At 53.9% G+C, this 26709-nt stretch carries 22 protein-coding genes; 4 read left to right on the forward strand and 18 right to left on the reverse strand.

What is annotated here, in order from left to right:
• Positions 1-141: 141 nt before the first annotated feature.
• Complete coding sequence (locus F7231_RS22575; protein WP_166693645.1) at positions 142-1725, reverse strand: SusD/RagB family nutrient-binding outer membrane lipoprotein; 1584 nt, start codon at positions 1723-1725, stop codon at positions 142-144.
• Between the two features lie 25 nt (positions 1726-1750).
• Positions 1751-4771, reverse strand: coding sequence for a SusC/RagA family TonB-linked outer membrane protein (locus F7231_RS22580; protein WP_229364947.1), 3021 nt, complete (start codon positions 4769-4771; stop codon positions 1751-1753).
• A 767-nt stretch (positions 4772-5538) separates the two neighbouring features.
• Between F7231_RS22580 and F7231_RS22585 the strand changes: the two genes are divergently transcribed.
• Positions 5539-6687 (forward strand): glycoside hydrolase family 18 protein, encoded by a 1149-nt coding sequence (locus F7231_RS22585; RefSeq protein ID WP_166693646.1) that lies wholly within the window; start codon positions 5539-5541, stop codon positions 6685-6687.
• 8 nt (positions 6688-6695) lie between these two features.
• Here the strand turns inward: F7231_RS22585 and F7231_RS22590 are convergent, their stop codons facing one another.
• The 8 genes from F7231_RS22590 to F7231_RS22625 all read right to left on the reverse strand — a co-directional run bounded on the left by F7231_RS22590 (position 6696) and on the right by F7231_RS22625 (position 14055).
• The gene (locus tag F7231_RS22590; protein ID WP_166693647.1) at positions 6696-7502 is read right to left on the reverse strand and encodes a hypothetical protein; all 807 of its coding nucleotides are present in this window, start codon (positions 7500-7502) and stop codon (positions 6696-6698) included.
• A gap of 89 nt (positions 7503-7591) precedes the next feature.
• The gene (gene fbp, locus F7231_RS22595; protein WP_085414210.1) at positions 7592-8608 is read right to left on the reverse strand and encodes a class 1 fructose-bisphosphatase; all 1017 of its coding nucleotides are present in this window, start codon (positions 8606-8608) and stop codon (positions 7592-7594) included.
• 413 nt (positions 8609-9021) lie between these two features.
• Complete coding sequence (locus F7231_RS22600; protein WP_085414209.1) at positions 9022-10335, reverse strand: DUF3472 domain-containing protein; 1314 nt, start codon at positions 10333-10335, stop codon at positions 9022-9024.
• Between the two features lie 168 nt (positions 10336-10503).
• Positions 10504-11202: a carboxylesterase family protein gene (locus F7231_RS22605; protein WP_085414208.1), complete on the reverse strand. Its 699-nt coding sequence runs from the start codon at positions 11200-11202 to the stop codon at positions 10504-10506.
• A gap of 127 nt (positions 11203-11329) precedes the next feature.
• A complete protein-coding gene (locus tag F7231_RS22610) occupies positions 11330-12028 on the reverse strand; it encodes a hypothetical protein (RefSeq protein ID WP_166693648.1) in 699 nt (232 codons plus the stop codon).
• A complete protein-coding gene (locus F7231_RS22615; RefSeq protein ID WP_166693649.1) occupies positions 12025-12396 on the reverse strand; it encodes a GntR family transcriptional regulator in 372 nt (123 codons plus the stop codon). Before F7231_RS22615 ends, F7231_RS22610 begins: the two co-directional genes overlap by 4 nt.
• Positions 12397-12400: 4 nt before the next feature.
• Positions 12401-13210 carry a hypothetical protein gene (locus F7231_RS22620; protein WP_166693650.1) on the reverse strand — a complete coding sequence of 270 codons (810 nt, stop codon included), beginning with the start codon at positions 13208-13210 and terminating at the stop codon, positions 12401-12403.
• Positions 13207-14055, reverse strand: a complete 849-nt coding sequence (locus tag F7231_RS22625; protein ID WP_166693651.1) for an ABC transporter ATP-binding protein — start codon at positions 14053-14055, stop codon at positions 13207-13209. The genes F7231_RS22620 and F7231_RS22625 overlap by 4 nt, the downstream gene beginning before the upstream one ends.
• A gap of 303 nt (positions 14056-14358) precedes the next feature.
• Here F7231_RS22625 and F7231_RS22630 point away from each other — a divergent pair, with 303 nt between their 5' ends.
• Entirely contained in the window at positions 14359-15597 is a 1239-nt protein-coding gene (locus tag F7231_RS22630; RefSeq protein ID WP_166693652.1) for an MFS transporter, read from the forward strand.
• Between the two features lie 45 nt (positions 15598-15642).
• Here the strand turns inward: F7231_RS22630 and F7231_RS22635 are convergent, their stop codons facing one another.
• The 3 genes from F7231_RS22635 to F7231_RS22645 form a co-directional block, all read right to left on the reverse strand.
• Positions 15643-17118 (reverse strand): TolC family protein, encoded by a 1476-nt coding sequence (locus F7231_RS22635; protein WP_229370243.1) that lies wholly within the window; start codon positions 17116-17118, stop codon positions 15643-15645.
• Positions 17115-18476, reverse strand: a complete 1362-nt coding sequence (locus F7231_RS22640; protein ID WP_085414202.1) for an HlyD family secretion protein — start codon at positions 18474-18476, stop codon at positions 17115-17117. The genes F7231_RS22635 and F7231_RS22640 overlap by 4 nt, the downstream gene beginning before the upstream one ends.
• Before the next feature lie 98 nt (positions 18477-18574).
• Positions 18575-19525: an ABC transporter transmembrane domain-containing protein gene (locus tag F7231_RS22645; RefSeq protein ID WP_310589173.1), complete on the reverse strand. Its 951-nt coding sequence runs from the start codon at positions 19523-19525 to the stop codon at positions 18575-18577.
• 183 nt (positions 19526-19708) lie between these two features.
• Here F7231_RS22645 and F7231_RS22650 point away from each other — a divergent pair, with 183 nt between their 5' ends.
• Positions 19709-20386: a TetR/AcrR family transcriptional regulator gene (locus F7231_RS22650; protein ID WP_085414200.1), complete on the forward strand. Its 678-nt coding sequence runs from the start codon at positions 19709-19711 to the stop codon at positions 20384-20386.
• 71 nt (positions 20387-20457) lie between these two features.
• On the opposite strand, the gene F7231_RS22655 is transcribed toward F7231_RS22650, so the two are convergent.
• Positions 20458-21546 (reverse strand): hypothetical protein, encoded by a 1089-nt coding sequence (locus F7231_RS22655; protein WP_166693653.1) that lies wholly within the window; start codon positions 21544-21546, stop codon positions 20458-20460.
• 284 nt (positions 21547-21830) lie between these two features.
• On the opposite strand from F7231_RS22655, the gene F7231_RS22660 reads away from it, so the two are divergent.
• On the forward strand, positions 21831-22433 hold the full coding sequence (locus F7231_RS22660; protein ID WP_085414198.1) for a hypothetical protein: 603 nt from the start codon (positions 21831-21833) through the stop codon (positions 22431-22433).
• 134 nt (positions 22434-22567) lie between these two features.
• Here F7231_RS22660 and F7231_RS22665 read toward each other — a convergent pair whose 3' ends face one another.
• The 4 genes from F7231_RS22665 to F7231_RS22680 all read right to left on the reverse strand — a co-directional run bounded on the left by F7231_RS22665 (position 22568) and on the right by F7231_RS22680 (position 26645).
• Positions 22568-23818 (reverse strand): DUF418 domain-containing protein, encoded by a 1251-nt coding sequence (locus F7231_RS22665; protein ID WP_166693654.1) that lies wholly within the window; start codon positions 23816-23818, stop codon positions 22568-22570.
• Positions 23819-23958: 140 nt separating this feature from the next.
• Positions 23959-24921 (reverse strand): UV DNA damage repair endonuclease UvsE, encoded by a 963-nt coding sequence (gene uvsE / locus F7231_RS22670; protein WP_166693655.1) that lies wholly within the window; start codon positions 24919-24921, stop codon positions 23959-23961.
• Between the two features lie 105 nt (positions 24922-25026).
• On the reverse strand, positions 25027-25458 hold the full coding sequence (locus F7231_RS22675; protein ID WP_085414195.1) for an FKBP-type peptidyl-prolyl cis-trans isomerase: 432 nt from the start codon (positions 25456-25458) through the stop codon (positions 25027-25029).
• Positions 25459-25547: 89 nt separating this feature from the next.
• Entirely contained in the window at positions 25548-26645 is a 1098-nt protein-coding gene (locus tag F7231_RS22680) for a DNA/RNA non-specific endonuclease (RefSeq protein WP_166693656.1), read from the reverse strand.
• Positions 26646-26709: the final 64 nt, after the last annotated feature.

The following is a 26709-nucleotide window of genomic DNA, read 5'->3' on the forward strand; positions in this document are numbered from 1 at the left end:
ACGGGTAGCCCGGTAACCCGTAATTTACGAGCAAAACAGTGAATCTGGGAGTGGGGGGATTGGTACTTGGTTGCTTACGCTTGGTTTTGCTCTGACGTAAGCAACCAAGTACCAATCCCCCCACTCCCTAAGCGCCAACGCTTATTTATCCCACCAGATACGGGTGGTAAGCAGATCGGGCCCTTGAATAGCAATGGCGGCGTTGTACTGTGCGGCGTTTTTGCTGCTTTCCGTTGATGGGTACCGGAGGCGACGCGGAATAACGCCCGCCGTTTCGTTACCCACATAGTTGGTGGGCGTCAGTACCGGATAGCCCGTGCGGCGCCAGTTGGCGTAGGCTTCATACGAATTCAGGAAGTTGACCGCCCAGTACTGCGTGGCAATCTGCTCCAGTTGCTGCGCCGTGGTGCCGGCCGTCTGGTAAGGCCGTGCCGCCAGGTACGTGGCAATAGAGGCCGCCGGAATGGTGCCGCCATACAGCGAAATCATGCTCATGGCAGCCGTTACGCCTTTGTTGTAGTGCGCAGCAGCCTGTCCGTCGCCCCAGCCGCGAACGGCGGCTTCGGCCAGCAAATACTCTACTTCCGCATAGCTCTGGAACACCGTTGGCGCATTGTTGCTGGCGATCTTGTTCAGGTTCGCCTCCGAATAGGCTGGCAGCGAATCGGTAACACCCCAGCTTGGAATGGCCGTTTTGATGGTTTGCGCATCATAGCCGTTGGGCAGGCCTTTCTGTTTGGCCGGGTCGGTTGCCGAGGCTTCCTGTGCGGGGTCGGCGTTGCCCTGCCACAGTGTGGCGATGAAGGGTAGCCGTGGGTCGTTGTTGTTCTTCAGAAAGTTAACAAACGTGCGGCTCAGCTTGCTGTTGGCTTTCCCCTTCAGGTTAGGCGCGTCGTACTCCTGCGTTCTGAGCGTATTGCTGTCGAGGTTCCGCGTGTTGTCGTTGCCTTCGGCGTGGTTGATCTTGGCCAGGTCGTCGTTGCTTTGCATCACCCCGCCCGCAATGGCTTTCTTTACGTAGGACTCTGCTTTGGCGGCGTCGACTTTGGTCAGGCGCATGCCCAGCCGCAGCATCATCGAATACGCGAATTTCTTCCACTTGGTGAGGTCGCCCCCGTAGATCAGATCGGCCGCGCCGTAACCGGTCTTGGCCGTTGTCAGCGCTACGGCAGCCTGATCGAGTTCGTTCAGCATGTCGGCATAAATGTCGGCCTGCTTATCGTATTTCGGGCTGAATACACTGTTCAGGTAACCCTGTCCCGCCTGCGAGTACGGAATGTCGCCGTATAGATCGGTGATGCGATGGTACACGAATACCCGCCAGATCCGCGCAATGTTGTACAGGTTGACCTGGTCGGCGTTGCCTTTCGTAAGGGCGATAATCTGCTCTACGTTTTTCACGTGCTCACCGTAGGCCGTCTCGAAATATGCATCCGAGTAAGGGGCGTTGTACAGGTATTTGTCGCCCGACCAATAGGTGGTAAGCGAGGCAAAATGCTGCACCAGCGCACCGGCGTAAATCAGGTTACCCCGGTGGTTTTCGTAGCCCGTACCCGCCGTTTTTACCTGCGAGTACGACAGCAGGTTTGGAATAACCGGCGTGGTCAGGGCGTTGGGGTTCGTGTTGAGTTGCTCGAAACCGTTGTCGCAGGACGACAGCAGCAGACCGGCTGTCAGCAGAGTGGCCAGCGCGGGTAATCGATTGGTTTTAAAGTATCGTAGCATGGGTAAATGCGTTTGAATCGATGAGTTAGAAACGAACCATCAGGTTTAAACCGTAGTTGCGGGCGGGCGGCACACCAAACATTTCGAGGCCCTGCGCATTGCCACTGTTGTAGTTCGATTCGGGATCAACGTTGGGTACGTTCTTGTACAGGATCAGCAGGTTACGCGCCACCAGTGACAGGCTTGCGGCCTGAATCGGGGTCTTGGCCAGCAATGACTTCGGTAGCGAGTAGCCAAACGTGAGCTGACGTAGTTTTACGAAGCTGCCATCATACACGAAGTTCTCGGTGATGTTCCGATAGGCACTGCTGCCGTAGTAATCCTGCGCCGTCAAGGTTCTGGTAAAGGCATCGCCGTTCTGGGTTACGCCCGTTACCGTTACGCCGCCAACCCGTCCGTTCAGCGTTTCTTTTGTGAGGCCGTTGGCGGTCGCATAGTAGTTTGTGGCGCTGTAAATCTTCGAGCCAAACTTACCGTCGAGTAGGAAGCTGAACGAGAAGTTGTTAACGCTGAAGGTGTTTGTCAGGCCCATCGTCAGCGGGGGCACCCCACGACCCAGCGGCATCAATGCGCTTTGCAGCGGCAAGCCTGTGGCCGAGTTGTATACGATCTGACCACTGGCGTTCCGGAGAGCCTGGTAGCCTGTAATCATCCCGTACGGCTGACCGGTGTAGTGGTAGATGTAGGCGCTCTGGGTACGTGACTGATCGACCTGGAAAGTGGTCAGGTCGTCGGTGATTTTCACCACCTTGTTGTCGTTGTACGCCACGTTATAAGCTACGTTCCAGTTAAAGCCGCTGGCCTTTTTAATTGGTGTAGCCGTCAGTTGCAACTCAATACCCTTGTTTACTACCTCACCGACGTTCAGCAGTACGCTGCCGTAGCTGGTAGCCGACGAGGTCGATGCCGTAACGGCGTCGTTGGTGGTGGTCCGGTTGTAGAAGGTAAGATCAACCCCCAGCTTGTTGTTGAACAGCTTGCTCTCGAAGCCTAATTCTGTCGTGGTCGACGTGTTGGGCTTTAGCAGGGCGTTCGGAATCGTGCCCCCGTTGATCGACATCAGCGGTACGTCGCCAATGTAGTTGTTCGTTTGCAGGTTATACGTCAGGTTCAGGGCGTAAGGGTTCGGATACCCACCACCCACCTGGGCTACCGAGGCGCGAATTTTACCGTAGTTGAACCAGTTTGGCCGGTCGTTCATCACGTCAGACACCACGAAGCTCAAACCAGCCGACGGATAGAACAGGCTGTTGTTCTGTTTCGCCAGGGTCGAGAACCAGTCCTGCCGACCGGTCAGAGTCAGGAACAGTACGTTTTTATAGCCAATATCGGCTGAGCCAAATACCGAGTTGATCCCCAGTGCGCTGTAGTCGTAACCTGGTGTTTTAGTCACCGTGTTATCGAGGTAGTAGTTGAACGGTACTACGAAGTACTGGCCGTTGTAGCGCAGGTTCTCGGTCGAGCGGCGCATCTGGTTACCGCCCAGCAGAGCATTCACCGAGATATTGCCGAACTCCTTGTTAAAGCCCAGCAGCAGTTCGGCGTTCGTTTCGCCAATCTGCGTGTTTGTGCGGCTCATGCTACCGCGTGTCGCGTAGGCAATACCCGTTGGTTCAATGTTGACGAACTTGGTCTGGTTGTAGTCGGTACCCACCCGGCCCCGCAGATACAGGAAGTCGGTGATGTTGTAGCGCAGCGAGAACTGACCGATGAACCGGTTCCGGACGTCGCTGTTCTGCACGTTATTCACCGCAAAGTACGGGTTGGTCGAATACACGTTGCTGTTCCAGAGCGACTCATAGCCCCGGCTGTCGTAACCCGGATTAAGCGTACGGATGTCTACCGAATTGGCAATCAGCTGTACCCCGTAGTTCGGGTTTTTCGGCGTATCAGACAGAAATGTCCGGTTGGTGCCGGTCTCGATATTGTACTGAGCCACGCCTTCAAACACGATCTTTTTCGACAGATTGGCGTTGGCGCTCAGGTTAAACGACTTCCGGTTGAAACCCGCATTAGGCACTACGCTCTTCGAATTCAGGTCTGACGCCGAGAATCGGAAGTTGGCTACGTCGTTGCCACCCGATACGGCTACCGTGTTGGTGAAGGTGCTGCCTGCGTTGTAGAAGTTCTTCACGTTGTCGCGCTGGGCTACATAAGGCCGGGCTACGCCGTCGAACTGAACTACGTTCGATCCGTCGAGTTTAGCACCCCACGATTGGGCCCCCGTCTGAATGGCTTCGTCCTGGTTGGCGGGTTTCACACCCCGCGTGCCTTGGCCATATTCATACTGCCAGTCGTTAAGCGAGAACGGACGGTCCATGGTGTAGGTGCCGTTGTATTCGACGCCAATACCCCGCTGGGCTTTGCCCGTTTTCGTGGTGATCAGAATAACGCCGTTTGATGCCCGCGAGCCGTACAGTGCGGCGGCTGTTCCACCTTTCAGTACCGACATCGTCTCAATGTCGTCTGGGTTTATACTGTTCAGACCATCGCCTGAATCGGTACCACCCCACATACCGGCTGAGTTAACATTAGAGTTGTCAATCGGTACCCCGTTCACAACATACAACGGCTGGTTATTACCGCTGAGCGATCCGTTCCCGCGGATGATAACGCGGCTTGAGCCACCGGGTCCGGTTGCCGTACTGCTGGCATTCAAGCCCGCGACCCGACCCGAAAGGGCATTGCCGAGGTTGATTTCGCGTGCCTGCGTCAGGTCGCTGCCCTTCACTTCAGACACCGCATAGCCAAGTGCTTTTTTGTCTTTGGCAATACCGAGAGCCGTAACCACCACTTCGTCGAGCGTTTTGTCGCTCACGGCAAGGGTGATAGTAAGCGTGGTCTGATCGCCTACTGTTACCTCCTGTGCAACGTACCCAAGCGACTGAATCACGAGCACGCTACCTTTAGGTGCGCTGATCGAGAACCGACCGTCAGCGTCTGTAACGGTCCCCTTGTTGCTGCCCTTTATCAGGATATTCGCACCGGGTATTACGTCTGTTGCGCTCTCGGAGACCTTCCCCTGAACGGTTACCTGTTGAGCCATTGCTACGCAGCAACCCAGTAGAAAGAAGGCAATCAACAAGGTAAATCTGTTTCTACATTGCTTCATCGTTTTTTTGGATTATGGTTAATTATTGACAAGCGGACTAAAGGAACTGGTACTGTAATTTTTCTAATGCCATATTGGTAACTAGCCTGATTAATAACGCTAAAGGCGATATTCTGCTCGTCAAAACAAGTTTATTTACTTAAGTATATACCTGTCTGGTTGATTTACACCTGGTTGATCCATGCGCTGGCGTTGACTGACCTGTTAAACTAACTGGTTTTTGTTAATTGATTGATTGTTAATGGATTGTCTAACTGCAAGCCGCCAAATTTCACCTAAGAGCAGCTGGTTGACCAGTTGACGTCACTTGTGCTGATCGCATCGATACACCAGTTTGACCGACGTGTAGATTGGCAAATATATTATTAGTTCTTAAAATATTTTAATAACTGCATTATTACCGGTTATTTTAATTAATTTGATTATAAAATTTATAATTACTACCTAATAAGTACTAATCAGCCAGTTGTGTATGTACCGTAGGTAACCAGCTTAAAACACGCCTTCACTGGGACTTATTTTTTGTATTTTGGTAGTCAAAAATTGGATTGAAGGAGCTTTATTAAATTTTTTTAATAACTCAATCCGGTCTTCCGTTTCTCATGCTACATTTGAGTTGGTACTACCCGCTTCGCGTCGGTTTATGCGATTGCTTCCGGGACTGTACCTGTTTACTTTTCAGACTAGCCGAGTGTCACCCGATGAATTGTTACCTGAGCTCAATCACCCTTATCTGTCTTGGTTTACTGGCGCAACTGCCAAACGCGCCAGCTGTAGCACAGGCACGAAAACCCTCGCCCGTACTAATTGGCTATGTCAGCGGCCAGGGGTGGTCGAAGGAGCAGATCGACGGGCGGAAACTTACCCACATCAACTACGCGTTTGCGGTTCCCTCCGCCGACGGTACGCTGGCACCGCTGTCGGCTCGGGACTCCGTCAATCTGGCTGCGCTGACGTCACTACGAACTGAGAATAAAGACCTGAAGATTCTGCTATCGATTGGTGGCTGGGGTGGCTGTAAATACTTTTCGGATGCGGCGCTAACGGCATCCTCGCGCCAAAAATTTGCCAACGCTGCCGTAGCGCTCCTGAAAAAACACAAGCTTGATGGACTGGATATCGACTGGGAGTACCCGGCGCAGATTGGGGCGGGTAACATTTTCCGGCCCGAAGACAAGCAGACGTTTACGCTTTTCCTGAAGGCGCTGCGTGATCGGCTGGATGAGCAGGGGAAGCAGGATAAGCGATCGGCGGCGGCTCATTACCTGCTCACGGCAGCTACCGGTGGCGATACCGCATTTGTCAGCCACACCGAGTTGAGCAAGGCGCAGAAGTACCTGGATTATGTAAACCTGATGACCTACGATCTGTATCACGGAAACGATAAAGTGACGGGGCATCACAGTCCATTGGGCCAGTCGAAGAAGGGAGATCAGTCGCGCAACAGCTCGATATCAGCCGTAGAGGGACATATCCGGGCGGGGGTTCCTGCCAACAAGCTTGTACTGGGTCTGCCTTTTTACGGGCGGGGCTGGACCGGCGTTACGCCTGTAGATAATGGGTTGTATCAGCCATCCACTGGTAAGCATCTGTTTATCAGCTACGACGAACTGGCCGAGAAATACATCGGCAAAAACGGGTATACACGCTACTGGGATGCCGATGCCCAGGCGCCGTACCTGTGGAACCCGGACACCAAAACATTTATCTCCTACGCTGATGAAGCGTCGTTTACCCCTAAGATCGAGTACGTAAAGAAAAAGGGGCTGGCGGGCGTAATGTTCTGGGAGTATATCTATGACCTGCGCGAGCAGAAGCTGCTCAACAAACTGGTTAGCGACTTACGCTAGCCCACGGCCTATTTCTGGGCTGCTTTGGTATTGTATTGATAAGTAAGCAGGGTTTCCGGTAGACTTCGGCTGAACTGGAGCATCAGCCTTGCCTCAGCCGACTCGTAGAACCACTGTTCATCTTTCAGACTGATCGTCCGCTGTGCGGGTGTACCAAATGCCTGTACTACATCGGCCAACGACGTTTTGCCCTGCTCGAGGGTCAAGACGTTATCGGCCGTCAATACGCTACTGGCACTAGTTGATGCGGACTTTTTCAGGGGCTCGGTAAACAGGTACTCGGCTACGACAAATGTGGGTTTGCTGGTATTCAGTTTTACCTGAAAACTGGCTTGTCTGGGCGTCGAATTGTACGATACTTCTTTATGACGCAGACTGACGGAGGCGTAGGTAGGCTCTCCCAGCAACCGAATGAGTTCGGCTTCGGTGTCCCCGGCCTTAACCAATTTTATCTGTTCTATGGCCAGTTCAGCTGAAGGCTGGAGCGGCGGGGCCTGGTACGAATAAGCCACCACTTTTTTCTCGGCGTCGAACACAATATGCACACTAGTTTTGCCGCGCCGGTACATCCACTCGCTTTGTATCGCTCCAACAGACACATCGGTAGGAGTGCCTAGTAAGAGCCGTACAGTCTGTTGCGTACTTTCCCCGCAGCTAAGTTTGCTAACCGTTTCATAGTCGGGAACTGGCGTGAAGAGCGTCGGCTGATTGATGCCTGTTCGTGCGTTAACCACCCGTTCTGTTTCAACTGAAGACGAGCAAAGAGCAGCTGTACCGGATAAACAGACGGCCACAAGAGTCAGTAAGGCGTGCATAAGGCGCTTGAGTTAACGTGGTTATGCTACGTGAACTGACAATAGGCTGGTGGCAGTATACCGTTCAGCGTAAATCTATTGAACGTGTTCTACCCCAGCATACTGATCAGGTTCTCTACCATGACGGGTGAGCCGATGTAGAGCGGTACACGCTGGTGCAGGCTGGTGGGCTTCACGTCGAGTACGGCCCGATGGCCCGTCGAAGCCAGGCAGCCAGCTTTTTCGGCCAGGAATGCCAGTGGAAACGCTTCGTACAGGAGGCGCAGCTTGCCCTCGCGATTTGTCCTGGTGGGTGGGTACAGGTAGATACCACCTTTCAGGAGGTTTCTGTGAAAATCACCCACCAGCGAACCGATGTAGCGGGCCGTAAACTGCTTCTTTCGGCAGTCGGTCAGGTAATTGCGGACGCCCTCTTCATAGCTGTCCAGGTTGCCATCATTGCAGGAGTAAATATGGCCGTCGGCGGGGCTGTGAATATCGGGGTGGGAGAGGATGAACTCACCCAGCGAGGCGTCATAGGTGAAACCGTTGGCGCTATGGCCGGTGGTGTAAACCATGATCGTTGAGGAGCCGTAAAGAATATAGCCGGCCGCTACCTGCTTGCGACCGCCCTGCAGGAAGTCGGCCATTGTTGGCTCGCTGCCCACCGGGGTTACACGCCTGTAAATGGAGAAAATGGTGCCGATCGATACGTTCACATCGATGTTCGACGACCCGTCGAGGGGGTCGATGGCTACCACGTACTTGCCCTGGTTATTGCCCGTAAAAATAATGTCCTCGTCTTCTTCCGAAATAATGGCGCAGGCTTCTCCGCCATTTTTCAGGGCCCGGCAAAAGCGGATATTGGCAATCATATCCAGCTTCTGCTGACTTTCCCCCTGCACATTCTGCACACCCATACCACCCGTCAAGTCAATGAGGCCCGCCCGGTTCACTTCCCGGTGGATGATCTTTCCGGCCAGGGCAATGTCGCGTAGTAACTGCGATAGGTCACCGGTAGCATACGGAAAGGCCGTTTGCCGGTGCATGATGTATCGATCGAGGGTTACACCCACGGGCAGGGCTAACGGGTGCGAATTCGAGATTTCCAGTTGACTAACGTTCATGAGCAGTTCAAATAAACTTGGTGTATAAATTAGGACGTGCAGAAGGCTGACTAAAGAAAATAACGTACCTGCCTCCTGCACGTACATACAGTGCGGGAGTTCGATTGAATGGACTTTTTTCTGATGAGGGCTACTCGATAAATTCTGGCAATCAGCGTGTTGGCGCTGTAAGAATAGATCGCCAATTTTATATACAGACGTTTTTACCTGAATTTATTCATGCAATCGTTATCGGGAACGATTGCAGTTAGCAAACGGGCTTGCTGGGTGCGCTTGTCCATCGTAGAACAGGGCACGATTGGGCCTTGCCTACCTGCGGGAGGGGAGGCAATTCGATTCATTGCTGGAAGGTCGGCCGGGAACGCTGGCGAGTGTCCAGCGCAGAACTTCGTCAAGGTCGCATTCAACCCGCTTCAGGGTAACGTGCTCAGATCGATGGCCGGTGTCAGGCGGGTGGCCGGCCGGGTGAAGCTGGTACCAATGGGCGTGTAGGCGTCGAAGAAGCCGCAGTTCTGTAAGAAAAAGCGGCCGTTGCGCAGGCCCCCGGCGTAGTCCATTCGGTAGGCTTTCCGGGCCGTGTTGTCGCCGGTAAACTGACTGGTCGTCAACTCCTGCCAGTGGCCCTCCTTCGTTCTGATCCACTGGTTCCCGAATTCCACATCCCGCTGGATGTTGCCCGTTTCTGGTGTGAAATTTTCAAGAAAGGAGTATAGGGACTTTAGGTACGTGGTTGTTTTGGGGCGTTTAAAGCAGGCAATCACCTGCCAGTTGGCGTCGTCGGGTGCTTTGAAGTAAGCCGTGTAAGCGGTGTATCCGTCGGCCACCGGGGTGGCATGCAGCAGGAATTTATAGGGTTGACCTGCCTTCCAGTTGTAGCGCAGAAAGCTCTGCCCACCCGCGCCTTCATTGCCAAACTCATTGGTAACAACCGCCGGACCCTTGCGTTCGAGCCTGATTTTCTGATCGTCGGGAATCGATTTTGGGTCGTCGGTCTGGAAGGGGCTCCAGACCGAAAACAGGATACGCCGCTCGGTTGGTGAATTGACCTGCATGCCGAAATAACCCTCACCGAAGCCGGTTGCCATATAATACGACCCGATGACATCACTGCCGCTGGGTACGGTTACTTCGTTATAAAACCACTCGGCATCTACCCCCGCCTGAACTGGGTAGCGCAGGTGCACGGAAGGCCCCCGCCGACCCCAGTAGAAAAAATTGCCCTCGTTGGTACGGACAAATGCAGTGCGCTCGTCTACAGCCGGGCCGGCAATACCCAAGTCGGCTATTTCTGCGTAGGTCTTGCCGGTTTTGTGTACGCCCTGAAGGGTGATTTTAACGTACCCGGCTTTAGCGATGGTCCACTCGCCCAGCGCCTGGTCGGCGTAGGTACTGCCCTCGACGTCAACCTCGTTTGATTGGCCAGCCAGCGTAACCCGAAGGCGGCTTTTCCCCGACTGCACGCGCATACTGGCTGACAGTGCCACCGTTCCCGCTTTCTCAAAACGAACGTACGTGTCGATGGTCGTTATCGGATTGGTCCAGTTCGTCAGTCCTTCTTTCGAGATAACGGCCGATTTTCGCCCTTCGCTGCTTACCCAGCTGTTGCCCCCAATTGGTACCCGAAGCTGGTTCTCGCTGGCTGTCGGTGAATCATTTTTGGGAGGCGTCAAGAAGCAGAACGCGGTCAGCAGGAAGTACACAAGCGAATGAGTGGCTGAGATAGGCATGAGTCTGCGCGATTGGTCATTGACTAAAATGACGTTGAATGGTCGAAAACGCAAACATAGGGCTGTTCGCGTTTTATTGAACTGAACAGCCTGATTTGTGGCCTGTTCTTTCGTAAATCCGTTCGCTATCAAGGAACCCAGGCGATAGCGAACGTACTCGAACAGTGCCTATCGGCGGTGCTTCAGGAGCCACCGGTAAATTGCCTTTTTCTCATAGACATAGAGAATATCGTGGCCCTTGTTGGCTAGTTTAGAAAAACGGACATTTCCCCGGCAAGCGGCGAGCCGTCTTACGAGCCGGGCACTCTCGTCGATTGGGATCACGTCGTCGGCGGTGCCGTGAAAGGCCCAGACAGGAACGTTTTTGATCTGGCAAATCTGCGTTGAATCGTCGCAGCCACCGCATAACGGCGCAATGGCCGCGAAGGTAGTCGGATAGGCTACTGCCGTTTGCCAGGTGCCGTAACCACCCATGCTCACACCCGTCAGGTAAATGCGCTTCGGGTCGATTCGGTATGTCTGGGTCAGTTCGGCATACAGCGAGTCGAACCAGTTCTCGGTCGACCAATACTTGCCTTCCGGGCATTGGGGTGAGGCAATGAGCGCGTTGATCTGTCGGCCCTTTATAAGGGCGTGCGGTGGACCATACTGCTTCAGTTTAGTCAAATCGTTGCCCCGGTGCGAGCCACCGTGCAGGTAAATGATCAACGGATACGCTTTCTGGCTTTTCCCGTATGAATTGGGCACGTGAAGCAGGTAATCGTACCGAACCTGAGGTTTACTTTTCTGGGCTGGCTGGGCAACCGTCAACCCGTTACACAGGAGGAGAAAAAAGCCAGACAGGCAGGTGAATATAACGGGTCGCATCGATGCAGAAGTCTGTTGCAAAGATGCGACCCGGAGGCTAGTTTAAAGAAAAAAGGCTACTGTAAAGTTGCTTCTGCGCGGTTTCGCGAGGTAAGCTCCGCGCTCCGGTAAACTCCCTCGAAATTGCTCACTGCTGAACCTGTTGGAGTGCTTTTCCTGTCAACTCCAGTTTCACCGATGGATCGACGGACAGCGTTAACCCGTCCAGAAAATTAGTTTCTTGCTTGAAATAAGAGCTGTCTCGTGCTGTAATGACTCCTTTCCCGATCCGATTCCGTTTGCCGTACATTTCCAGGTGGTTGCGGCCCGAAATGGAGGCGTGTAATTGGTTATAGGTCAAATGCTTCACAAGAATATTGCCTCTGATTCGCTGTTGTAGCGTCAATACGGTACCCGTGAAATCTTGAACCTGGCAAATCGCATTACGTGTCGAAACCGAGGCTAACTGAGGTAGCTGGACGACGAATTGCGGATCATTCCACTCCTCGCTATTCACGTACTCGTCAAATGGCCAGCCTGCAACGGGATTAACGTCCAGAAATAACGTATCACGCTCCACCCGAAAGGTGTACGTAGCTCGTTTCCAGGTCTGTACTGAGTCGGCCAGTAAACGGGTGGTTTTTCCTGGCTCGATCTGCACAACGGCGGCGGACGGGCCGGTAATCTGAACCGAATGAAAAGGGGGGAGGGACTTTTTCTGCCACCGCGCGTACTTGTCAGATTTGTCGATCGAATCGAACTGCTGACGGATGGAAGTGGCCGCGCCAAACATAGCGACTAGCAGGCATAGGGCCAGGCCAAGCAAGAGTTTTACGCTTGTTGTCATGAGGCAGAGGCGAGTTGATAGGCGTTAAAACGGGATTCGATTTCGGATATGTTGATACCGAGCAACGTCATGGTGCGGAATAGGCCCGGCAGTTCAACGTCGAGGAAGTGGGCGCGGCGCATGGCCTTTACCCGGTCGGTGGCATCGTCGGCGGCGTAGTAACCCATGCCGCGTTTATTGAACAAAATGCCTTGCTGTTGCAGAAAATCGAAGGCCCGCATGGCGGTGTTTGGGTTTACTTCCAGCGACGATCCCAAATCGCGCACCGACGGAATTCGCTCACCGGGCGGCCAGGCCTGCTGAAGAATCTGCTCGCAGACATAGTCGGCGATTTGCAGATAGATAGGTTGTTTATCGTTGAATTCCATGGAGTTACCGTTCGATCTCATTAAAGCGAATGCGGGCAATGACCCACAGCATGAGCAACGTACCTGCATAGGCACCGTATTTCAGCCAGTTGGGTGGGCCAAGGAGTTCGTAGTTCTGTTTATCAACGTGCACAGCGATTGGGTAAAAAGGGATTGCCGTCCCAACAAAATGCCCACCCAAGATCAACTTAATCAGCCATCCGTATAGCAGGAATAGGCAAAATGTGGTGAACAGGGTGATGCCAATAGTGCGGGCAAACACGCCCCGTCGAAAGTAGAAACTGCATAGCAGACTGGTGCTTAAGCTAGCGAGCAGGGCAAAAAGAGTGAGGGGTAGGATACTACGTTCGTTATTCACCGGCCTCGTGTAAAAAATGAGTGTAGATACGTAGCGTTCTGTTTCTGCGGCCGGAAGATGCTTATTGGCAATGCTGAATATAAGGGCTTCGTAGCTGAAATAGACAACCCCTAGCAGGAGCAGGGCTGCCACCCAATACAGTATGCCCAGCCAGAACTTTTCAGGACGTGAGGCAGGAATCATTATATAGGAAATAGCTGATTCTTGTTTGAAAAGCGCGCTGAAGATGTCGCTGCCCATGCTGAATGTAAGTATGATGGCCGTGCTGAAAAAATAGGCCATAATGATACTCTGCGTGTTCCGAATGTTGAAATGGTCTACTGACAGAACCTGTGATGGAATGAGCAGAATGATCGGAATGAGGGCCAGTGCACCAAACAGGTACGTTCGGCTTTTGGTGGCCCAGAGCCAGCGGTGCAACCGGGTGAAGCGGCTAAAGGAAAAAGTCTGGTTCATGGCTTTGGTGCAGAGAAAAGTGATTTCATACGTTGTGGATTAGTAATGGCGGCGTTGAACAGCCGTTCCAGATCAATCGGTGTGTCGTCGCTTGGGTCGTCATTTTCGAGTACGACCGCATTCCCGCGCAAGCTGGGTTCGGTATATAGTGCATCGGCAGGTACGTCGCGGCCAAGTAACTCAAACCGGAGCCGTTGACTTATGCGTTCCAGAGGTGCATTGATGAGCAACTCATGGTCATTGAGGACCACCACCGAGTCGATCAGTGAGTCGAGGTCACGTACCTGGTGGGTCGAGATGACGATCAGCCGGTCATCGATTAGGGCAGCGGATACTATTTTCCGAAACTGGCTTTTCGATGGAATATCGAGGCCGTTGGTGGGTTCATCCATTAGCAGTACGCTGGTATTGGTTGCTAGTCCGAAGCTGATGAACACTTTTTTTCGCTGCCCGAGCGACAGGTCAGCCAGTTTGCCGATGTCGGCGGGCAACTGAAATGCTTTCAGGTACTGCTGAAACTGAGCGCCGTTGAACTTCGGGTAAAATGCGCCCATCGTGGCAACGTACCTGGCGAGTGTCATCGAAGGCGTGTCGATCTCTTCGGGGAGAAAGAAAATGTCTTCCAGAAAGGCGGGTTCCCGGCGGCGCGGTTCATGGCCGTTCACCTGAAGTTGCCCCTCAGTCGGGAACAGCAGACCCGCCATCAGCCGCATCAGGCTCGACTTGCCCGCCCCATTCGACCCGAGTAATCCATAAATACGTCCCGGTGCCAGGTGAAGGCTAAGCTGCTGCAACACTGGTGGTTTTCGGCCGTAGCTAAAACTGACGTTTGTTAGTTCTATCATTGCTGTGGTGTATTAGTGATGTAATACACTGCAATAGTAAAGAAGGAAATTGATTTGTCAATCTTGGTTTAAGAAATTTTAGTAAAGTGGAAGGTTATTGTCGAACAGGCAGCTTCTTACCAGACTCAGCGCAGTCGATTAGCGGGCGCTGGCTACAGGCCCCACCGCACCTACAGCACCTGGAGGGTGGTAGGTTGCCACCGCGTTTTTCGCGCATGACATCGCTCTTTTCCACGTCTTTGCAGGTGCTTCGTGCCTTTGCGGTAAAAAACTGCCATCTTGGCTTTCCAATCAGCGCCTTTCATGAACTACCGCTCCCGCGTATTATCCTTCCTCTCTGTTCTCTCTATCATCACCTACATCGACCGAACGGGTATTTCGCTGGTTGCGGCGGATATGAAGCGGGACCTGCACATCGAGAACGACGCCTGGGGGTGGGTGCTGAGCGCCTTTGCCTTAGCCTACGCAGCGTTCGAAATGCCTACGGGGGCAATGGGTGACCGGCTGGGACCACGTCGGGTGCTGACCCGTGTAGTGGGCTGGTGGTCGGCGTTTACAATCCTGACTGGCACCGCCACCAGTTGGTTATACCTCGTGGTGGTCCGGTTTCTGTTTGGCATGGGCGAGGCGGGCGCTTATCCCAACGCGTCGATTGTGGTGTCACGCTGGTTTCCACGTCAGGAAACGGGCCGGGCGCAGGCCTTCATCTGGGCGGCTGGTCGGGTGGGGGGCGTGCTGGCTCCCTGGATCGTGATCCCGATTTCGACTATGTATGGCTGGCGTGCCGCTTTCTGGGCTATGGGATTGCTGGGACTGATCTGGGCGGTCTGCTGGTTTGTCTGGTTCCGCGACTTCCCGCACGAACAGCCCAACGTACCCGCCGACGAACGTACCCACATCGAAGGCAATCGCTGGTTCAAAATCAAATCGCACCATATTCCGTGGCGGGCCATTTTCCGGAGCACCAACATGTGGGCCATCATGTTGATGTTCCATTTCTACATGTACGGGGCGTATTTCTTTACCGGCTGGCTGCCAACGTACCTGAAAGAAGGGCGGCATTTCGATAAAACCCAGATGCAGTTATTTGCTACCCTGCCATTTGTGCTGGGCGCTATCGGCTGTTTCACCGGCGGTTTTGCCAGCGATTGGCTCGCCAAACGCTACGGCCTGAAAGTGGGTCGCCGGGCGGTGGGCATCGTCGGAATGGGCCTGTCGAGCGTCAGTATTTTCCTGTCGGCCAGCACGGCAGACAACCAGACCGCGGCCATATTACTGGCCATGGGGATGGGCTTCAAAGACCTGACGTTACCCGTGTCGTTTGCCGTTTGCAACGACGTGGGGCGCAGCCAGTCGGGTGTGGTGTCGGGGGCGATGAACACCTTCGGGCAAATGGGGGCCGTATTCCTGGGCGTGCTGTTTGGCTATATCGTAAAGGCTACCGGCGATTTCAACCAGCCCCTGTTCATGATTTCGGGGCTGTTGCTACTCAGCTGCCTGCTCTGGATGCGCATCGATCCTACCGAAGAGGTTGTGTTGTAGCGCCAGGTCTGAGCCGAACTATGGCGGAGCATTCTCCGTCACAGGCTAGATGCCCTGTGTCGTACCGGCAACGTACCAGAGGTTGGCAATCGCTTTCTGGTATTTGGTGCGCAGTTCTTCCAGTTTCACACCTAGGTCGATGAGTTTACTCTCGCGGGAATTGACCAGAAAAAGGGAGCTTTCACCTAAAGTAAACCGCTGCTGTTCGGCCTGCACCAGCCGCCGCTGATTGGCCACCGTCTGTTGCTGCACCTGAATCTGCTGGTTCAGGGTCAGAATGTCATTGCGGGCAGCCAGTATGTCGTTCTGAATGTCGCGAACAGTCTGTTGCCGTTCCAGCGTCAGCTGCTGGCCTTTCACCTGCACCTGCCGGAGCTTACCCCGCTCTTTGCGCAGAAAAAGCGGCATCACCAGATCCAGCCCGATTTTGTGGTTGGCGAGCCCGAACGCGTAGTAGCTGTTCCAGTCGTAGCCCTGGGCCAGGTTGGGTGTCTGGCTCAAGAGGTTGGCACTTAAGTTTATCTGCGGCTGAATCAGAGCCCGGCGAAACCGTTCTTCCAACTGGTTCTGCCCGGTTTTGGCGTCCAGCTTCAACAGATCGGGATGCTGCTGCGTGGCTTGCGTGAGCAGGTTCTGTACCAACTCATCGCTGATTAACTCATTCGACGTCGCTTGCGGAACAACGTTAGCGGGAAGGTCAATTGGCTGGTTATTCGGCCCCCATAAGAACACCGACAGCCGCAGCCGGGCGTTTTGAAGGTCTACTTCTGCCTGTTGCCGTTGAACCAATCGGTCCTGCACGGTAATCAGGGCTTCGGTAGTGTCGATGGTGGCTGCTTCACCGATAATAGCGCGCTGTCGGGTGCCCACAAAACGCACGTCAGCCAGTTGAAACCCTTCGTTGATCAGTTGGTATGACCGATAGGCGAGGTACCATTCCCAATACGCTTTGGCAGCATCATACACTGTTTTGTTGATCTGCTTCCGCCGGTCGGCCTCGGCCAGATTGATGCCCAACTGCGCCTGCCGGAGGGCCGTCCGGCGTCCGTCGATGAGCAGCGTCTGTCCCACCGGGACACTGACGCCCACAAGCACCAGGCCCGTAGGCGGCGTTCTTACTTCGGGGTTCACTCGCTCACCAACTGCCCGGTCGTAGCCAATTTTCAGGTCGATACCAGCGGGCATAATGGGTACCGACAGGCCAGACTGCCACCGGTTATAATACAGATCGGCGCCAAATTCCTTGCGGTCGAGGTACGAAGTTATTTTCGGATCGAACGCGCCCCGTGCCTGCATGATTTCAGTGCGGGCTTCTTCCGAAAGTAAGGCCGCCTGCCGCACGATGGGGTGAAACTGTACAACGGCCCCAAAGAAATCGGCCGCCGTAAACACGGCCGTATCGGAAGGCGCGATAGCTCGCTGGGCAAACAGACTACCCGGCAGCAGGCACAGCAGAACGCAGCTCATGACCAGTTGGCGCACCCGTGTCTGCGTTCCCGTAATGAAAGATAGTTTACTCATTTTTTCGCTCCTTCTTTATCAGACTGGGGTTCAGCTTTCAGACTTGGAGGGAAACCATTCAACTGCCGCCAGATTTCGTACCAGATTGGCACATCGTCGAGCATGACCCAGCCGTATACGCCCGACCCCACGCGGAGTTGCTCAGGCCATTTGGCATCTTTGTCGGTTTGCTTTGGGCGCACCAGTAACCGGTATTTTCCGTTGGTACTGGCTACGGCATCGATTACCGCAACCTCGCCACCAAACGTACCCACGGCCACCGTAGGCCAGCCCGAAAACTGAATGGCAGGCCACCCGTCGAACTCCAGCCGCACGGTGCGGCCGCGCTGAATAAGGGGTACGTCGTTGGGCCGAACATACAGCTCAACGGCTACATCCGGGTTGTCGGGTTGCAGGGTCACGATCGACTCGCCTTCTTTAATGGTCTCGCCAATACCCGCCTTGAACGATTGTACCACGTACCCATCCTGCGGGGCACGAATAACATATAACCCCTGCCGGACCTGCACGCTGCTGATCTTGTTGGTAATCTTTGATACTTCGCCCGCTGCTTCGGCCCGGTACGACACCGCCGAACTCCGGTCTGACTGGGCTTTAGCAACTTTCTCCTGAAAATCAGCCTGAATCGTATTGAGGTCAATGACGGAGTTAGTCAGTTCCTGACGTGAAACGTTCAGTTTTGCTTCCTGCGAAATAACCTTGGCGTAGTCCTCCTGTAATTTCAGGCGGCGGCTTTCCAGATCGGTCAGCGAGATCAGCCCATCTTTATAGATTTGCTCCGAGCGGGCCAGCCGATCGGCGGCAATGCGGTAGTTGGTCCGCTGCGCCACCAGGTCGGTGCTGTCGCTGACCACTTTGAACCGATTCTGCTTTACCTTGTTTCTGGCCGACGCCATCTTGGCGGTCAGGCCGGCAGAGAGAGCGGTAATCTGCCCGTCGAGCGCCTGAATTTTGGCGTCGGTCGCTGCCATGCTGTTTTGCTTGGCACCCAACTGCTCACGGAGCCGCAGGGGTAGGTTCGGGTCGAAATATTCGTCTTTAATCTCCGAGATAATCAGCAGCGTATCGCCCCGTTTTACCCGCTGTCCGTCCCGCACGTACCACTGTTCAATTCGGCCGGCAATGGCATTCTGAATCGTTTGTGGCCGGTCTTGCGGTGTCAGTGCCGTTACTTTGCCTTCGCCGTTGATGTTCTGCTGCCAGGGTAAAAAGAGCGACGCAAACAGGATAAAGAGAATGAAAAGCATCCACCGCCCCAGCGACCGCCCGGCTTGCAGATCAGGCAGCTTGCGAAGCGTTTGAAGGGGGAAGTTGTCGATAATACTGTCGTTTACACGACTATGCGAAAGATTAAGCATTGTTGGTTAATAGTTATCAGGTATCGGTAAACTGGACGAACTAGTTCTGCTCAGGTACGTTGCCCAACAGGCAAGCCAGCGCAAAGCGAGTAGTACCGCTAACTTTTCATCGACATATGTTCGTCTACCAGGGGTAAGTCAGTTACCTGCCCAATTTTTTCGGCGGCAGTCATCAGGTCATATACTACGTCGATACCCATGATCAGTTTGTCTACTGAACTTGTGATCAAAACGATAACCAGTTCGGCGGCTACAAACTGGCCCAGCGTCATTTCCCGGCCCACTACCAAGGTGGTACCCAAAATGAGTAGTCCGCCGGTGATGAGTGTCTTAAAGGCCACTGCGCTGAAATAGAAACGTTTCAATACCTTGAAATGATCGTTCCGGTAGGCAATATACTGGGCCACGTATTCATCGGTGTGGGTCATCAGGTCGCGGGTCTGGCCGCTTTGCCGTAGGGCAGGAAGTCGGCTGGCCATGTCTTCGAGCCAGGCCACTACTTTATACTTATACTTCGACTCGCTCAGGCTCGTTTTCAGTGCACTGCTGCCAAACAGGCCGATCAGACCACCCACCACCAACAGCGTAACCAGGCCAAAGACAATAAACACCGGGTGATAGAACGAGAGCAGGATAATACCGAATAGAATCTGGACCACCGCCGCCGTCAGGTCGATCAGGAGTTTAGGCAGGCCTTTCTGGATGGTCAGCACATCGAAAAAGCGGTTCATCAACTCGGGTGGGTACGATCCTTCCAGCGTTTCGGGCTGAATCCGGGGCAGGCGGTAGGTGAACTCAAACGCCGCCTTAACAAAGATGCGCTGCTGCAGCACCTCAACCAGCACCTGCTGCCCAACCAGGATGAATCCGCTAATAACGACGCCAATAACGACCAGCCCGATCAGCACATATACCGAACTGAATACCATGCCGCCAGAGACCAGATTGAACACCGCCTGAATACCCAACGGCAGCGACAGGCTGATTAGTCCCGCCACAATGGCATAGAGATAAACGTACCCAATATCGCGCCGTTCGGTGTTGAGCAAGCGAATTAAACGTTGAAGCGGAGTGGGTGGAAGCACTGGGGGCTGCGACTGAACCATAACTGATTTTAAGGCCTATTTAATTAGTTGATAGTAATGCTATCTATTGTGATAACGTAACTTTGAATAAAAAAAGTTTGTTATACCTTTATCATTCTGTTTTTATTTACTCAGTAAAGCCAACGCATGGAGTACACAGTTCAGGTACGTATGAATGATAAGCTGTTCCTTCGCGACCCGGAACAGTCGGAATTGGGTCGTCGCATTATTCGGCAGGGAATCGTACTTATCAACGAGATTGGCTTCGAGGAAACGACGTTCCGGAAGCTGGCCGACCGGATGGGCACGAAGGAAGCCAGCATCTACCGGTATTTCGAAAATAAGCACCGCTTACTGGTTTACCTGGTTGCCTGGTACTGGCAGTGGCTGGACTTTCAGGTTCTTTTTGAAACCAACAACATAACTGACCCGCGTGAAAAACTGGAGCGCGTACTACGCGTACTGCTTCAAACCAATGTGTCTTCGCCCTCTTCGCCTGAGGACATGGACCTCAGTGCGCTCCACAATATCGTTATCTGTGAGGCTAGCAAAGCGTACCTGACCCGGCATGTGACCGAAGACAACCGGCAACAATTATTTAAGCCCTACAAGGACCTCACCGCCCGCATTGCCCGCCTTATACTGGAGTATCGTCCAGCTTATCCGTATGCCAGATCGCGGGCCAGCTCTATTATTGAAACGGCTCATTACCAGTCGTTTTTTATGCGTTATCTACCCTCGCTGACCGATTTTAGTGATAACGGCAGCAACGATTCGCTCCTCGAATTTTTACGCCACCTCCTGTTCTCCTCGCTCGATAAGTGAGGAACAGGCGTTACGCTGGGTAACAACCAGTCAACTGGCTGATAAACAGAGTAACGCGCCACCCCTACTACTCAGTTCACCGTCAAGACGCTATATGCAGTTTGGTTGGGCTGTCGTTCCTTCGAACCAACGCGGGTACGTACCCGGTCATCGTCGTGGATCACCAGCAGCGTGTTGGCATCAATAAACGTCATGTCTTCGGCCTTGTGCGCAAACGTCAGTGGTTTGCCGTCACGGGTACGTACTAGCTTCAGTTCGCCATTGCGTTGCATTGCCCGTTCAGAAATGACCCACAAATAGGCCCCGATTTTATCGGGTTGTTCAAACGAGGTCATAAGCCAGAAGCAGCGTCGGCGGGCATCATATTCTAAGCTCGAAACGGCCAGCGGCTTGGGTAGGGCTGAATCTACGTCGCCAACGTCGAAGTTGCGGACCAGCTCGGGCGTACCCAGCGTGATCTGCTCCGCGCCATAGTTACCCACCTTTGCGCTATAGGGTGCCTTCAGGATGGTGATCCGGTAATCGAATTTTTCGTAGCTCTCGCCTTGCTCACGGACCCCGAACCACAGATGGGTATCGGTAGCCGCCAGCCCTTCTATCTTAAAATAAGGCGAGCCGCCCAATACGGTTTGAACAGCCTTCCGAAAGTCGAGCGAGGCAGTCGCGCCGGTACCAGCTCCCACTACCTGTACGTTTCCTTCCTGGCCGGGTTGCCAGGCCAGCAGCATATTATACCCGTCAAAGTCAGCCGATCCGGGTTTGATTCGGTCGAAGGCTGTGGTCAGGAATGTCCATTTCCGATTTGGGGTCTGGGCAAATTCCTCAAATTTATGCGCGGTTCGCAGCAGAGGGTGCTCCAGGTAGGTGGGTTTCGCCGTTGCCAGGCCGGGGCCGGTTGGGTTTTGATTCCGGATAAAGAAAACCGACGAACGTGGCGCGGGCATGTCTTTATCATTAGCCAGGTAAATACGATCGCCCTGCGCTACAATGGCCGACGCCTCGCACCAGGTTTTACCTTCGGCCAGACCCGGTTCAAAACAGGTGATGAATCCTTCGGAAGTAAGGGTGGCTACAGGTTTAGATAGTGGCCGAATGCCTCGGCACTGTGTGAAAAGTAGGCAGGCTAAGGGAGCAACTGCCCAGATTGAAAACTTTCTCATAACAGCGCAAAGAACGCAAATTGGACGGAAAGCTTATTGATTTTACATCCAACGGAGTTACGTCCTACTCTGTCTGCGCACGGGCTAAAATGTAACCGTGTACTAAAAAAAGGAATCTATTGCACATTCTCTTTTTTCGTACAACGATTCAGTCAACGACTTGTACAGAATCAAGAACTTTGGTTAAATGATTGTTAATCAGCTGGTTTAGGCTTGCATTTAAATCAGTGCGTCGCCCACCTTTGTCGAAGTAATTCGAAAACAAAGACAACTGTACATCAACAATGAAACAGATTCGTTTAACCATCGCAATGCTCGCAGTAGCATTCACACTGACCGCCGCAGGGAGTGCCGCGGCTCAGACTTCAACAGTAGCTGGTCCGGTTAAAATAGCAAAATCGGCAACCAAGAAAGTGCGCATTCATACGCCTGTTGGCACTACGTTAGATATATCATTGATCGACCAGGCGGGTACGTTACTGTATGCCGGTACGGTGAAGGCAAAAGACCTGCGGGGTACGTCGGTGAACCTGGCTAACCTGCCCGACGGTCGCTACTACCTGACCGCTACGAACAACGATCTTTGGATGTCGCAGGGCCTGACCGTCCGTAACGACCAGGTTGTTATTGATGCTCAGAACGTGACCGAAGTGGTTCGTCCAGCGCTGGTTTCTTACGCAAAAAATAAGTACGAAGTAGCTATGCCCGGTGTGCAGTCATTGACCGTGGCCATCTACGACCGGATGAATGACCTGGTTTTCACCAAGTCGTTCGGAAGCGACGGTGAGGTACACCGGTTCGACCTGAGCTCACTGCCAAGCGGCGACTATACGTTTGTGTATGGCCCCGAACAAAAGCAGTTTACTGAGCGGGTAGCTATCAAATAACACGTCAGGATTTAAGAGGCTGGACGTTAGATGCCGGAGGGTTCTCCAGCGTCTAACGTCTTTTTTTGTGTCCTGCCGCGGCCTTTAGTCCGTTTTTTCGCTGCCCAAAACGGACTAAAGACCGTGGGGTACGTTTATGCCCGCATGGGCTGGGGACGGAGGTAGGTTAGCGAACGCCAGAGCCATTCCAGCGGCCCGAACCGGAAACGAGCGAGCCAGAACTGACTGTAAAGTACCTGTACCACAAAAATTGGGAGGGTAATCAGTGTCGCCTGCCAGACGTCCGTTTTATCGAGCCATCCCAGGCCATAGCCGAAGAACAGGAACGTGCCGATCAGCGATTGGAGCACGTAGTTGGTCAGGCCCATCTTCCCAACCGAGACCAGCGGCTTAATGGTCCACTGCCACGATCGGCGCTGGAAAAGCAGGCTGAATCCGGCAATGTAGACGATCGTCAGCAAGGCACATTGCAAGTCGTAGAGGCCATTGAATAACTGCATTGCCCAGGCTGGCGGCTGCTTGTCGCTGCCAAAAATGGCGAACATGCCGAAGCCAATCGCGGTAAGTCCGAGCACCCCGAATCCAGCCGTTCGGGTGATACGACGGAACAGGGCCCGATTGGCGGCGAACTGCTGAAAAAGCTGCCTACGACCGGCATACAGGCCAAGCAGGAAGAAGCCCAGGGTAACGAAAATACGGCCGCTGTCGAGCTGAAACCGCATTTTCGTTTCGAAGGCGTAGTAGTTTGACCGGGCAACGGCTCCGTAACTGCCTTTGGTGAGCAAGTCGTAAAACGTTTGCGTCTCCTGCTCAAATGTCTTGTCCGGTTGGGCGGGTTGCGGCTTGGCCGGTGGGCTGAGGAGCGTATCATAGGCGGTTCGTAACCGGGTGGGTACGTTGGCTACCAGCAGCAGGGCCACCACCAGCACGACCTTGTTCGACAACCTGCCGAAGGGCAGCATCAGAAAGCCCAGCATGGCGTAGATCGACAGGATATCGCCCCGCCAGTGCAGGTGATGCAGAAAACCGATGACGCCCAGCACGATCAGCCGCCACGCAAAGCGCCGGTAAAAAACGCCGGGTGCCTCCTGCGAGCGGGTCAGCATAAGCGCAAAACTGAGCCCGAACAGAAACGAGAAGAAGGTAAAGAATTTGCCATCGAAGAAAATCCCGATAATGGCTTGGGTGACACCGTTGGCGATGCCGCCAGCGTGGGCCTGGTATACGTTGACCGGCAGTGGCCCGGCGGTGTACCATTGGGCACAGTGGACCAGCAGAATACCGAAAAGAGCCACACCGCGCAGGGCATCAACTACTTGAATGCGACTCTGTTTACCGGGTACGTCGGGCGAAAGCGGAGTGGTGGCAGAAATGGCAGGATTCATGAGTTGAGGGAAGGAAGGTTCGAACTCAAATCTATCCAGAATGCATCCGGAAAGCCACCGAAAAAAGGATGAACCGACTGAAATCTGCCATGAATGGGTACTTTATAACTAGTCAGCTCTGACAAAGGCGACCACAGACGTCAATCGGTAGTGCCAGCCAGGTCGGCAGCAACGGCTGCTGCTTCGATCAGCTTCTGCATCTTGGGCGAGTACTCGGGTTCTTCGCCGCGAATCCGAAGAATAGACAGTTCCTTCATCTTCGATTCGAACACGATGTCCAGGTCGCGGCCGTAGGTATTGGGCGCCGTATAAAGCCAGTCAGCGTGGGCTTCTTTGCGGGCTTTGGGGTCCTCGTAGTCCCGGCGCGAATCCGAATAGTGAAATACGGGTCGTACATCCCAGGTATCATACGCCATCTGAAACGCTTCTTCCTGCGTTTGGTTGTCGGGATGCAGCGCGTGATGGAAGTAGTCGAAGACGATCGACGTGCCGATTTGTTCGTACAGAAACAGCAGGTCCTGAACGCTGTAGAGTGTCACCCGGTCGTCGTTTTCAACAGTCAGCCGCGCCCGCAGGTTTTCGGAGAGGCGGGTCTTAAAATTATGGGCAAAACGGGTCAGTGTTGCTACTTTGTCGCCATACGTACCCCCGGCGTGAATGTTGATTTTATTCCAGCGCGACGGTGTCAGCCCCATCGTGTCGAAGACGTCCGACTGATATTCAAGATCGGTAACGGTATTGTCGAGGGTCTTGCCCTGCCCGGCGAGGTGATTAAAGGGGCCGGGGTGAAACGTGAGCCGGATGGGCCGCGCGCCGATTTCTTCGAGCGTAGCCCGGATTTCGGTAAAATCGGGGAGTTGGTGCAGGCGGTATTCTGATGCCCAGGGGAAAAGGTCCGACGACATTCGGAAGAGACGAAAGCCGTGGGCCAGGTTCCAGTCGACTATTCTCAGCAGGTCATGCACGTTTTGCAACGCCAGTTGAGACGCGTACTGAATGCCTTTTTCGGTGAATGTCTTTTTGATCATTCCCCGGTTGGTCATCACTTTTTCGTCGACCTGCAGTGTCAGGTTAATGCAGGCGTAGCCGATGTTTGACGTCATAAACAGTTTACAGTTTTCTGTTTACCGGTACGGTGCTGCCAGGCTAATCTGACCGGGTAGCACCGCACTAGCAAACGGTAAACAGAAAACTGTAAACTGCTGGGTTTAGTTAATTCCTACCAGTTCGATTTCGAACGTCAGGTCCTGCCCGGCGAGGGGGTGGTTGGCGTCGAGCGTCACTGAGTCGTCGCTCAGGGCGCGAACAATGACGGGAACGGGCTGCGGATTACCGTCTTCGTGCATGTTCAGGGTCATACCTACTTCGAGGGGAATCTCGTCGGGAATGTCGCTCCGGTTCAGGGTGAAGATCATCGTTTCGTTAGCCGGGCCATAAGCTTCGTGCTGCGGAATGTTGATCGTCTTATGTTCGCCCACAGACATGCCTGTGATGCCATCGTCGAAGCCTTTAATAACCTGCCCACTGCCGAGCGTAAATTCTAAAGGCGAGCGGCCCTTCGATGAGTCGAACAGGGTGCCGTCGGTTAGCGTACCGGTATAATGTACCTGAACGGTATCCCCAGCTTGTGCCTGTGCCATAATTTTCGTGCTTTTTGTTGAGCCGTAAAGGTACGGAACCGCTCCCGAATGGGTGGGGCACAGGCTCATTTTATGCATGCACACATTCGTCAGTAATCGAACCACTGGTTCACCATCTGGCTGCGTGACTGACTTTCGAGCCTGCGTTCCAGTTCGTCGGGGATCTTATCAAAAAAGTCGAGGCCGGTGGCTTTTTCGATGGCGTCGACCGGCACCACAAAGGCTTTCAGTGATTCGTTGGACGGTTCGTTTTGCAACAGAAAGCCAATTATCCGTATCTCGGGGGAACCCCCTTTTCGGCAGTAGAGAATAACCTTGAAAAAAGAATCGGGAATAGCTACTTCGTTGGTTCGGCCAATGGTGGGCAAGCCGCTGCGCAGGACCGGTCCGGTAACCACATACAGACCGCCGTCGCGCAGGGCCCACGACCGCACCTGCTCTTCCAGCGATTTCCAGATACCCCGGTTGAACTGCGGGGTTTGCGGCGAAATGTTGCTCATGAAGAACGATTGTTTGGTGAGCTGCTGCGAGAACTTAAAATCACCGGCCGGGGCCAGGTGCCCCCGATCATAGCCCGATTTAGTGTAGTCGGTGGGAAGGGCCGTGCCGCCGTCGACAGCGGGGTCGGGCATGAACCGTTCGTTATCGCGTTCGGCGTCGCCGGTGATTTCGTAGGCTAAGAGCGGATACGCCACCCAGACGGGGTTTTTGAGGTCGGCATCGTAGCGCAGAGTGTAGCCATCATGGCGCACCAGTTCGGCCTGGGTACGTCCCGACGGCAGAATAAAATCGACCTGTTTCTCAAAGTCGAATAGTTTGCCGGAGGTACGTTGTTCCGAACTGCGGGTCGTGGTCGATGCCTCGTTATCGGCGCTGGTGCTGTTGTCGTCAGAGGCAACGCTCTCATCAGTTTGTCGGGTCGAAGGGCGTTCGTCGCTGGCTTCATTGCCGGGTGGCTCGGGGGCTTTGTAGGGGTTCGTTCCGGTTCGTTCGCGCGTTGACCGGCCAATGCCCAGCAGGCTGCGCACGTCGTTCCAGAAGGCAACAACGGGTTCGGTGCGCCCTTTGTAATGCAGAAAAAGGCCGACCATGAAGAAGCCGAACAAGAGCATCAGGGTGTTGCCCCGAAGCCGGAATCCCCGGCGGGAATAGCGTTTGGCAGTGCGAAATTTAGGTTTAAGGAACATAGGGCAAAGGTAGGGGTCTGTTTTGGGTTTGATGTTTGTGGGGGGGGGGGGGGGGGGGGGGGGG

Source organism: Fibrivirga algicola, assembly GCF_011742925.1.
Classification (GTDB): domain Bacteria; phylum Bacteroidota; class Bacteroidia; order Cytophagales; family Spirosomataceae; genus Fibrella; species Fibrella algicola.

Excerpts from the sequence above, each read along its gene's own strand:
- F7231_RS22575 (WP_166693645.1), bottom strand. The coding sequence starts at position 1,725 with ATGCTACGATACTTTAAAACCAATCGATTACCCGCGCTGGCCACTCTG.
- F7231_RS22580 (WP_229364947.1), bottom strand. The coding sequence starts at position 4,771 with ATGGCTCAACAGGTAACCGTTCAGGGGAAGGTCTCCGAGAGCGCAACA.
- F7231_RS22585 (WP_166693646.1), top strand. The coding sequence starts at position 5,539 with ATGAATTGTTACCTGAGCTCAATCACCCTTATCTGTCTTGGTTTACTG.
- F7231_RS22590 (WP_166693647.1), bottom strand. The coding sequence starts at position 7,502 with ATGCACGCCTTACTGACTCTTGTGGCCGTCTGTTTATCCGGTACAGCT.
- fbp (WP_085414210.1), bottom strand. The coding sequence starts at position 8,608 with ATGAACGTTAGTCAACTGGAAATCTCGAATTCGCACCCGTTAGCCCTG.
- F7231_RS22600 (WP_085414209.1), bottom strand. The coding sequence starts at position 10,335 with ATGCCTATCTCAGCCACTCATTCGCTTGTGTACTTCCTGCTGACCGCG.
- F7231_RS22605 (WP_085414208.1), bottom strand. The coding sequence starts at position 11,202 with ATGCGACCCGTTATATTCACCTGCCTGTCTGGCTTTTTTCTCCTCCTG.
- F7231_RS22610 (WP_166693648.1), bottom strand. The coding sequence starts at position 12,028 with ATGACAACAAGCGTAAAACTCTTGCTTGGCCTGGCCCTATGCCTGCTA.
- F7231_RS22615 (WP_166693649.1), bottom strand. The coding sequence starts at position 12,396 with ATGGAATTCAACGATAAACAACCTATCTATCTGCAAATCGCCGACTAT.
- F7231_RS22620 (WP_166693650.1), bottom strand. The coding sequence starts at position 13,210 with ATGAACCAGACTTTTTCCTTTAGCCGCTTCACCCGGTTGCACCGCTGG.
- F7231_RS22625 (WP_166693651.1), bottom strand. The coding sequence starts at position 14,055 with ATGATAGAACTAACAAACGTCAGTTTTAGCTACGGCCGAAAACCACCA.
- F7231_RS22630 (WP_166693652.1), top strand. The coding sequence starts at position 14,359 with ATGAACTACCGCTCCCGCGTATTATCCTTCCTCTCTGTTCTCTCTATC.
- F7231_RS22635 (WP_229370243.1), bottom strand. The coding sequence starts at position 17,118 with ATGAGTAAACTATCTTTCATTACGGGAACGCAGACACGGGTGCGCCAA.
- F7231_RS22640 (WP_085414202.1), bottom strand. The coding sequence starts at position 18,476 with ATGCTTAATCTTTCGCATAGTCGTGTAAACGACAGTATTATCGACAAC.
- F7231_RS22650 (WP_085414200.1), top strand. The coding sequence starts at position 19,709 with ATGGAGTACACAGTTCAGGTACGTATGAATGATAAGCTGTTCCTTCGC.
- F7231_RS22655 (WP_166693653.1), bottom strand. The coding sequence starts at position 21,546 with ATGAGAAAGTTTTCAATCTGGGCAGTTGCTCCCTTAGCCTGCCTACTT.
- F7231_RS22660 (WP_085414198.1), top strand. The coding sequence starts at position 21,831 with ATGAAACAGATTCGTTTAACCATCGCAATGCTCGCAGTAGCATTCACA.
- F7231_RS22665 (WP_166693654.1), bottom strand. The coding sequence starts at position 23,818 with ATGAATCCTGCCATTTCTGCCACCACTCCGCTTTCGCCCGACGTACCC.
- uvsE (WP_166693655.1), bottom strand. The coding sequence starts at position 24,921 with ATGACGTCAAACATCGGCTACGCCTGCATTAACCTGACACTGCAGGTC.
- F7231_RS22675 (WP_085414195.1), bottom strand. The coding sequence starts at position 25,458 with ATGGCACAGGCACAAGCTGGGGATACCGTTCAGGTACATTATACCGGT.
- F7231_RS22680 (WP_166693656.1), bottom strand. The coding sequence starts at position 26,645 with ATGTTCCTTAAACCTAAATTTCGCACTGCCAAACGCTATTCCCGCCGG.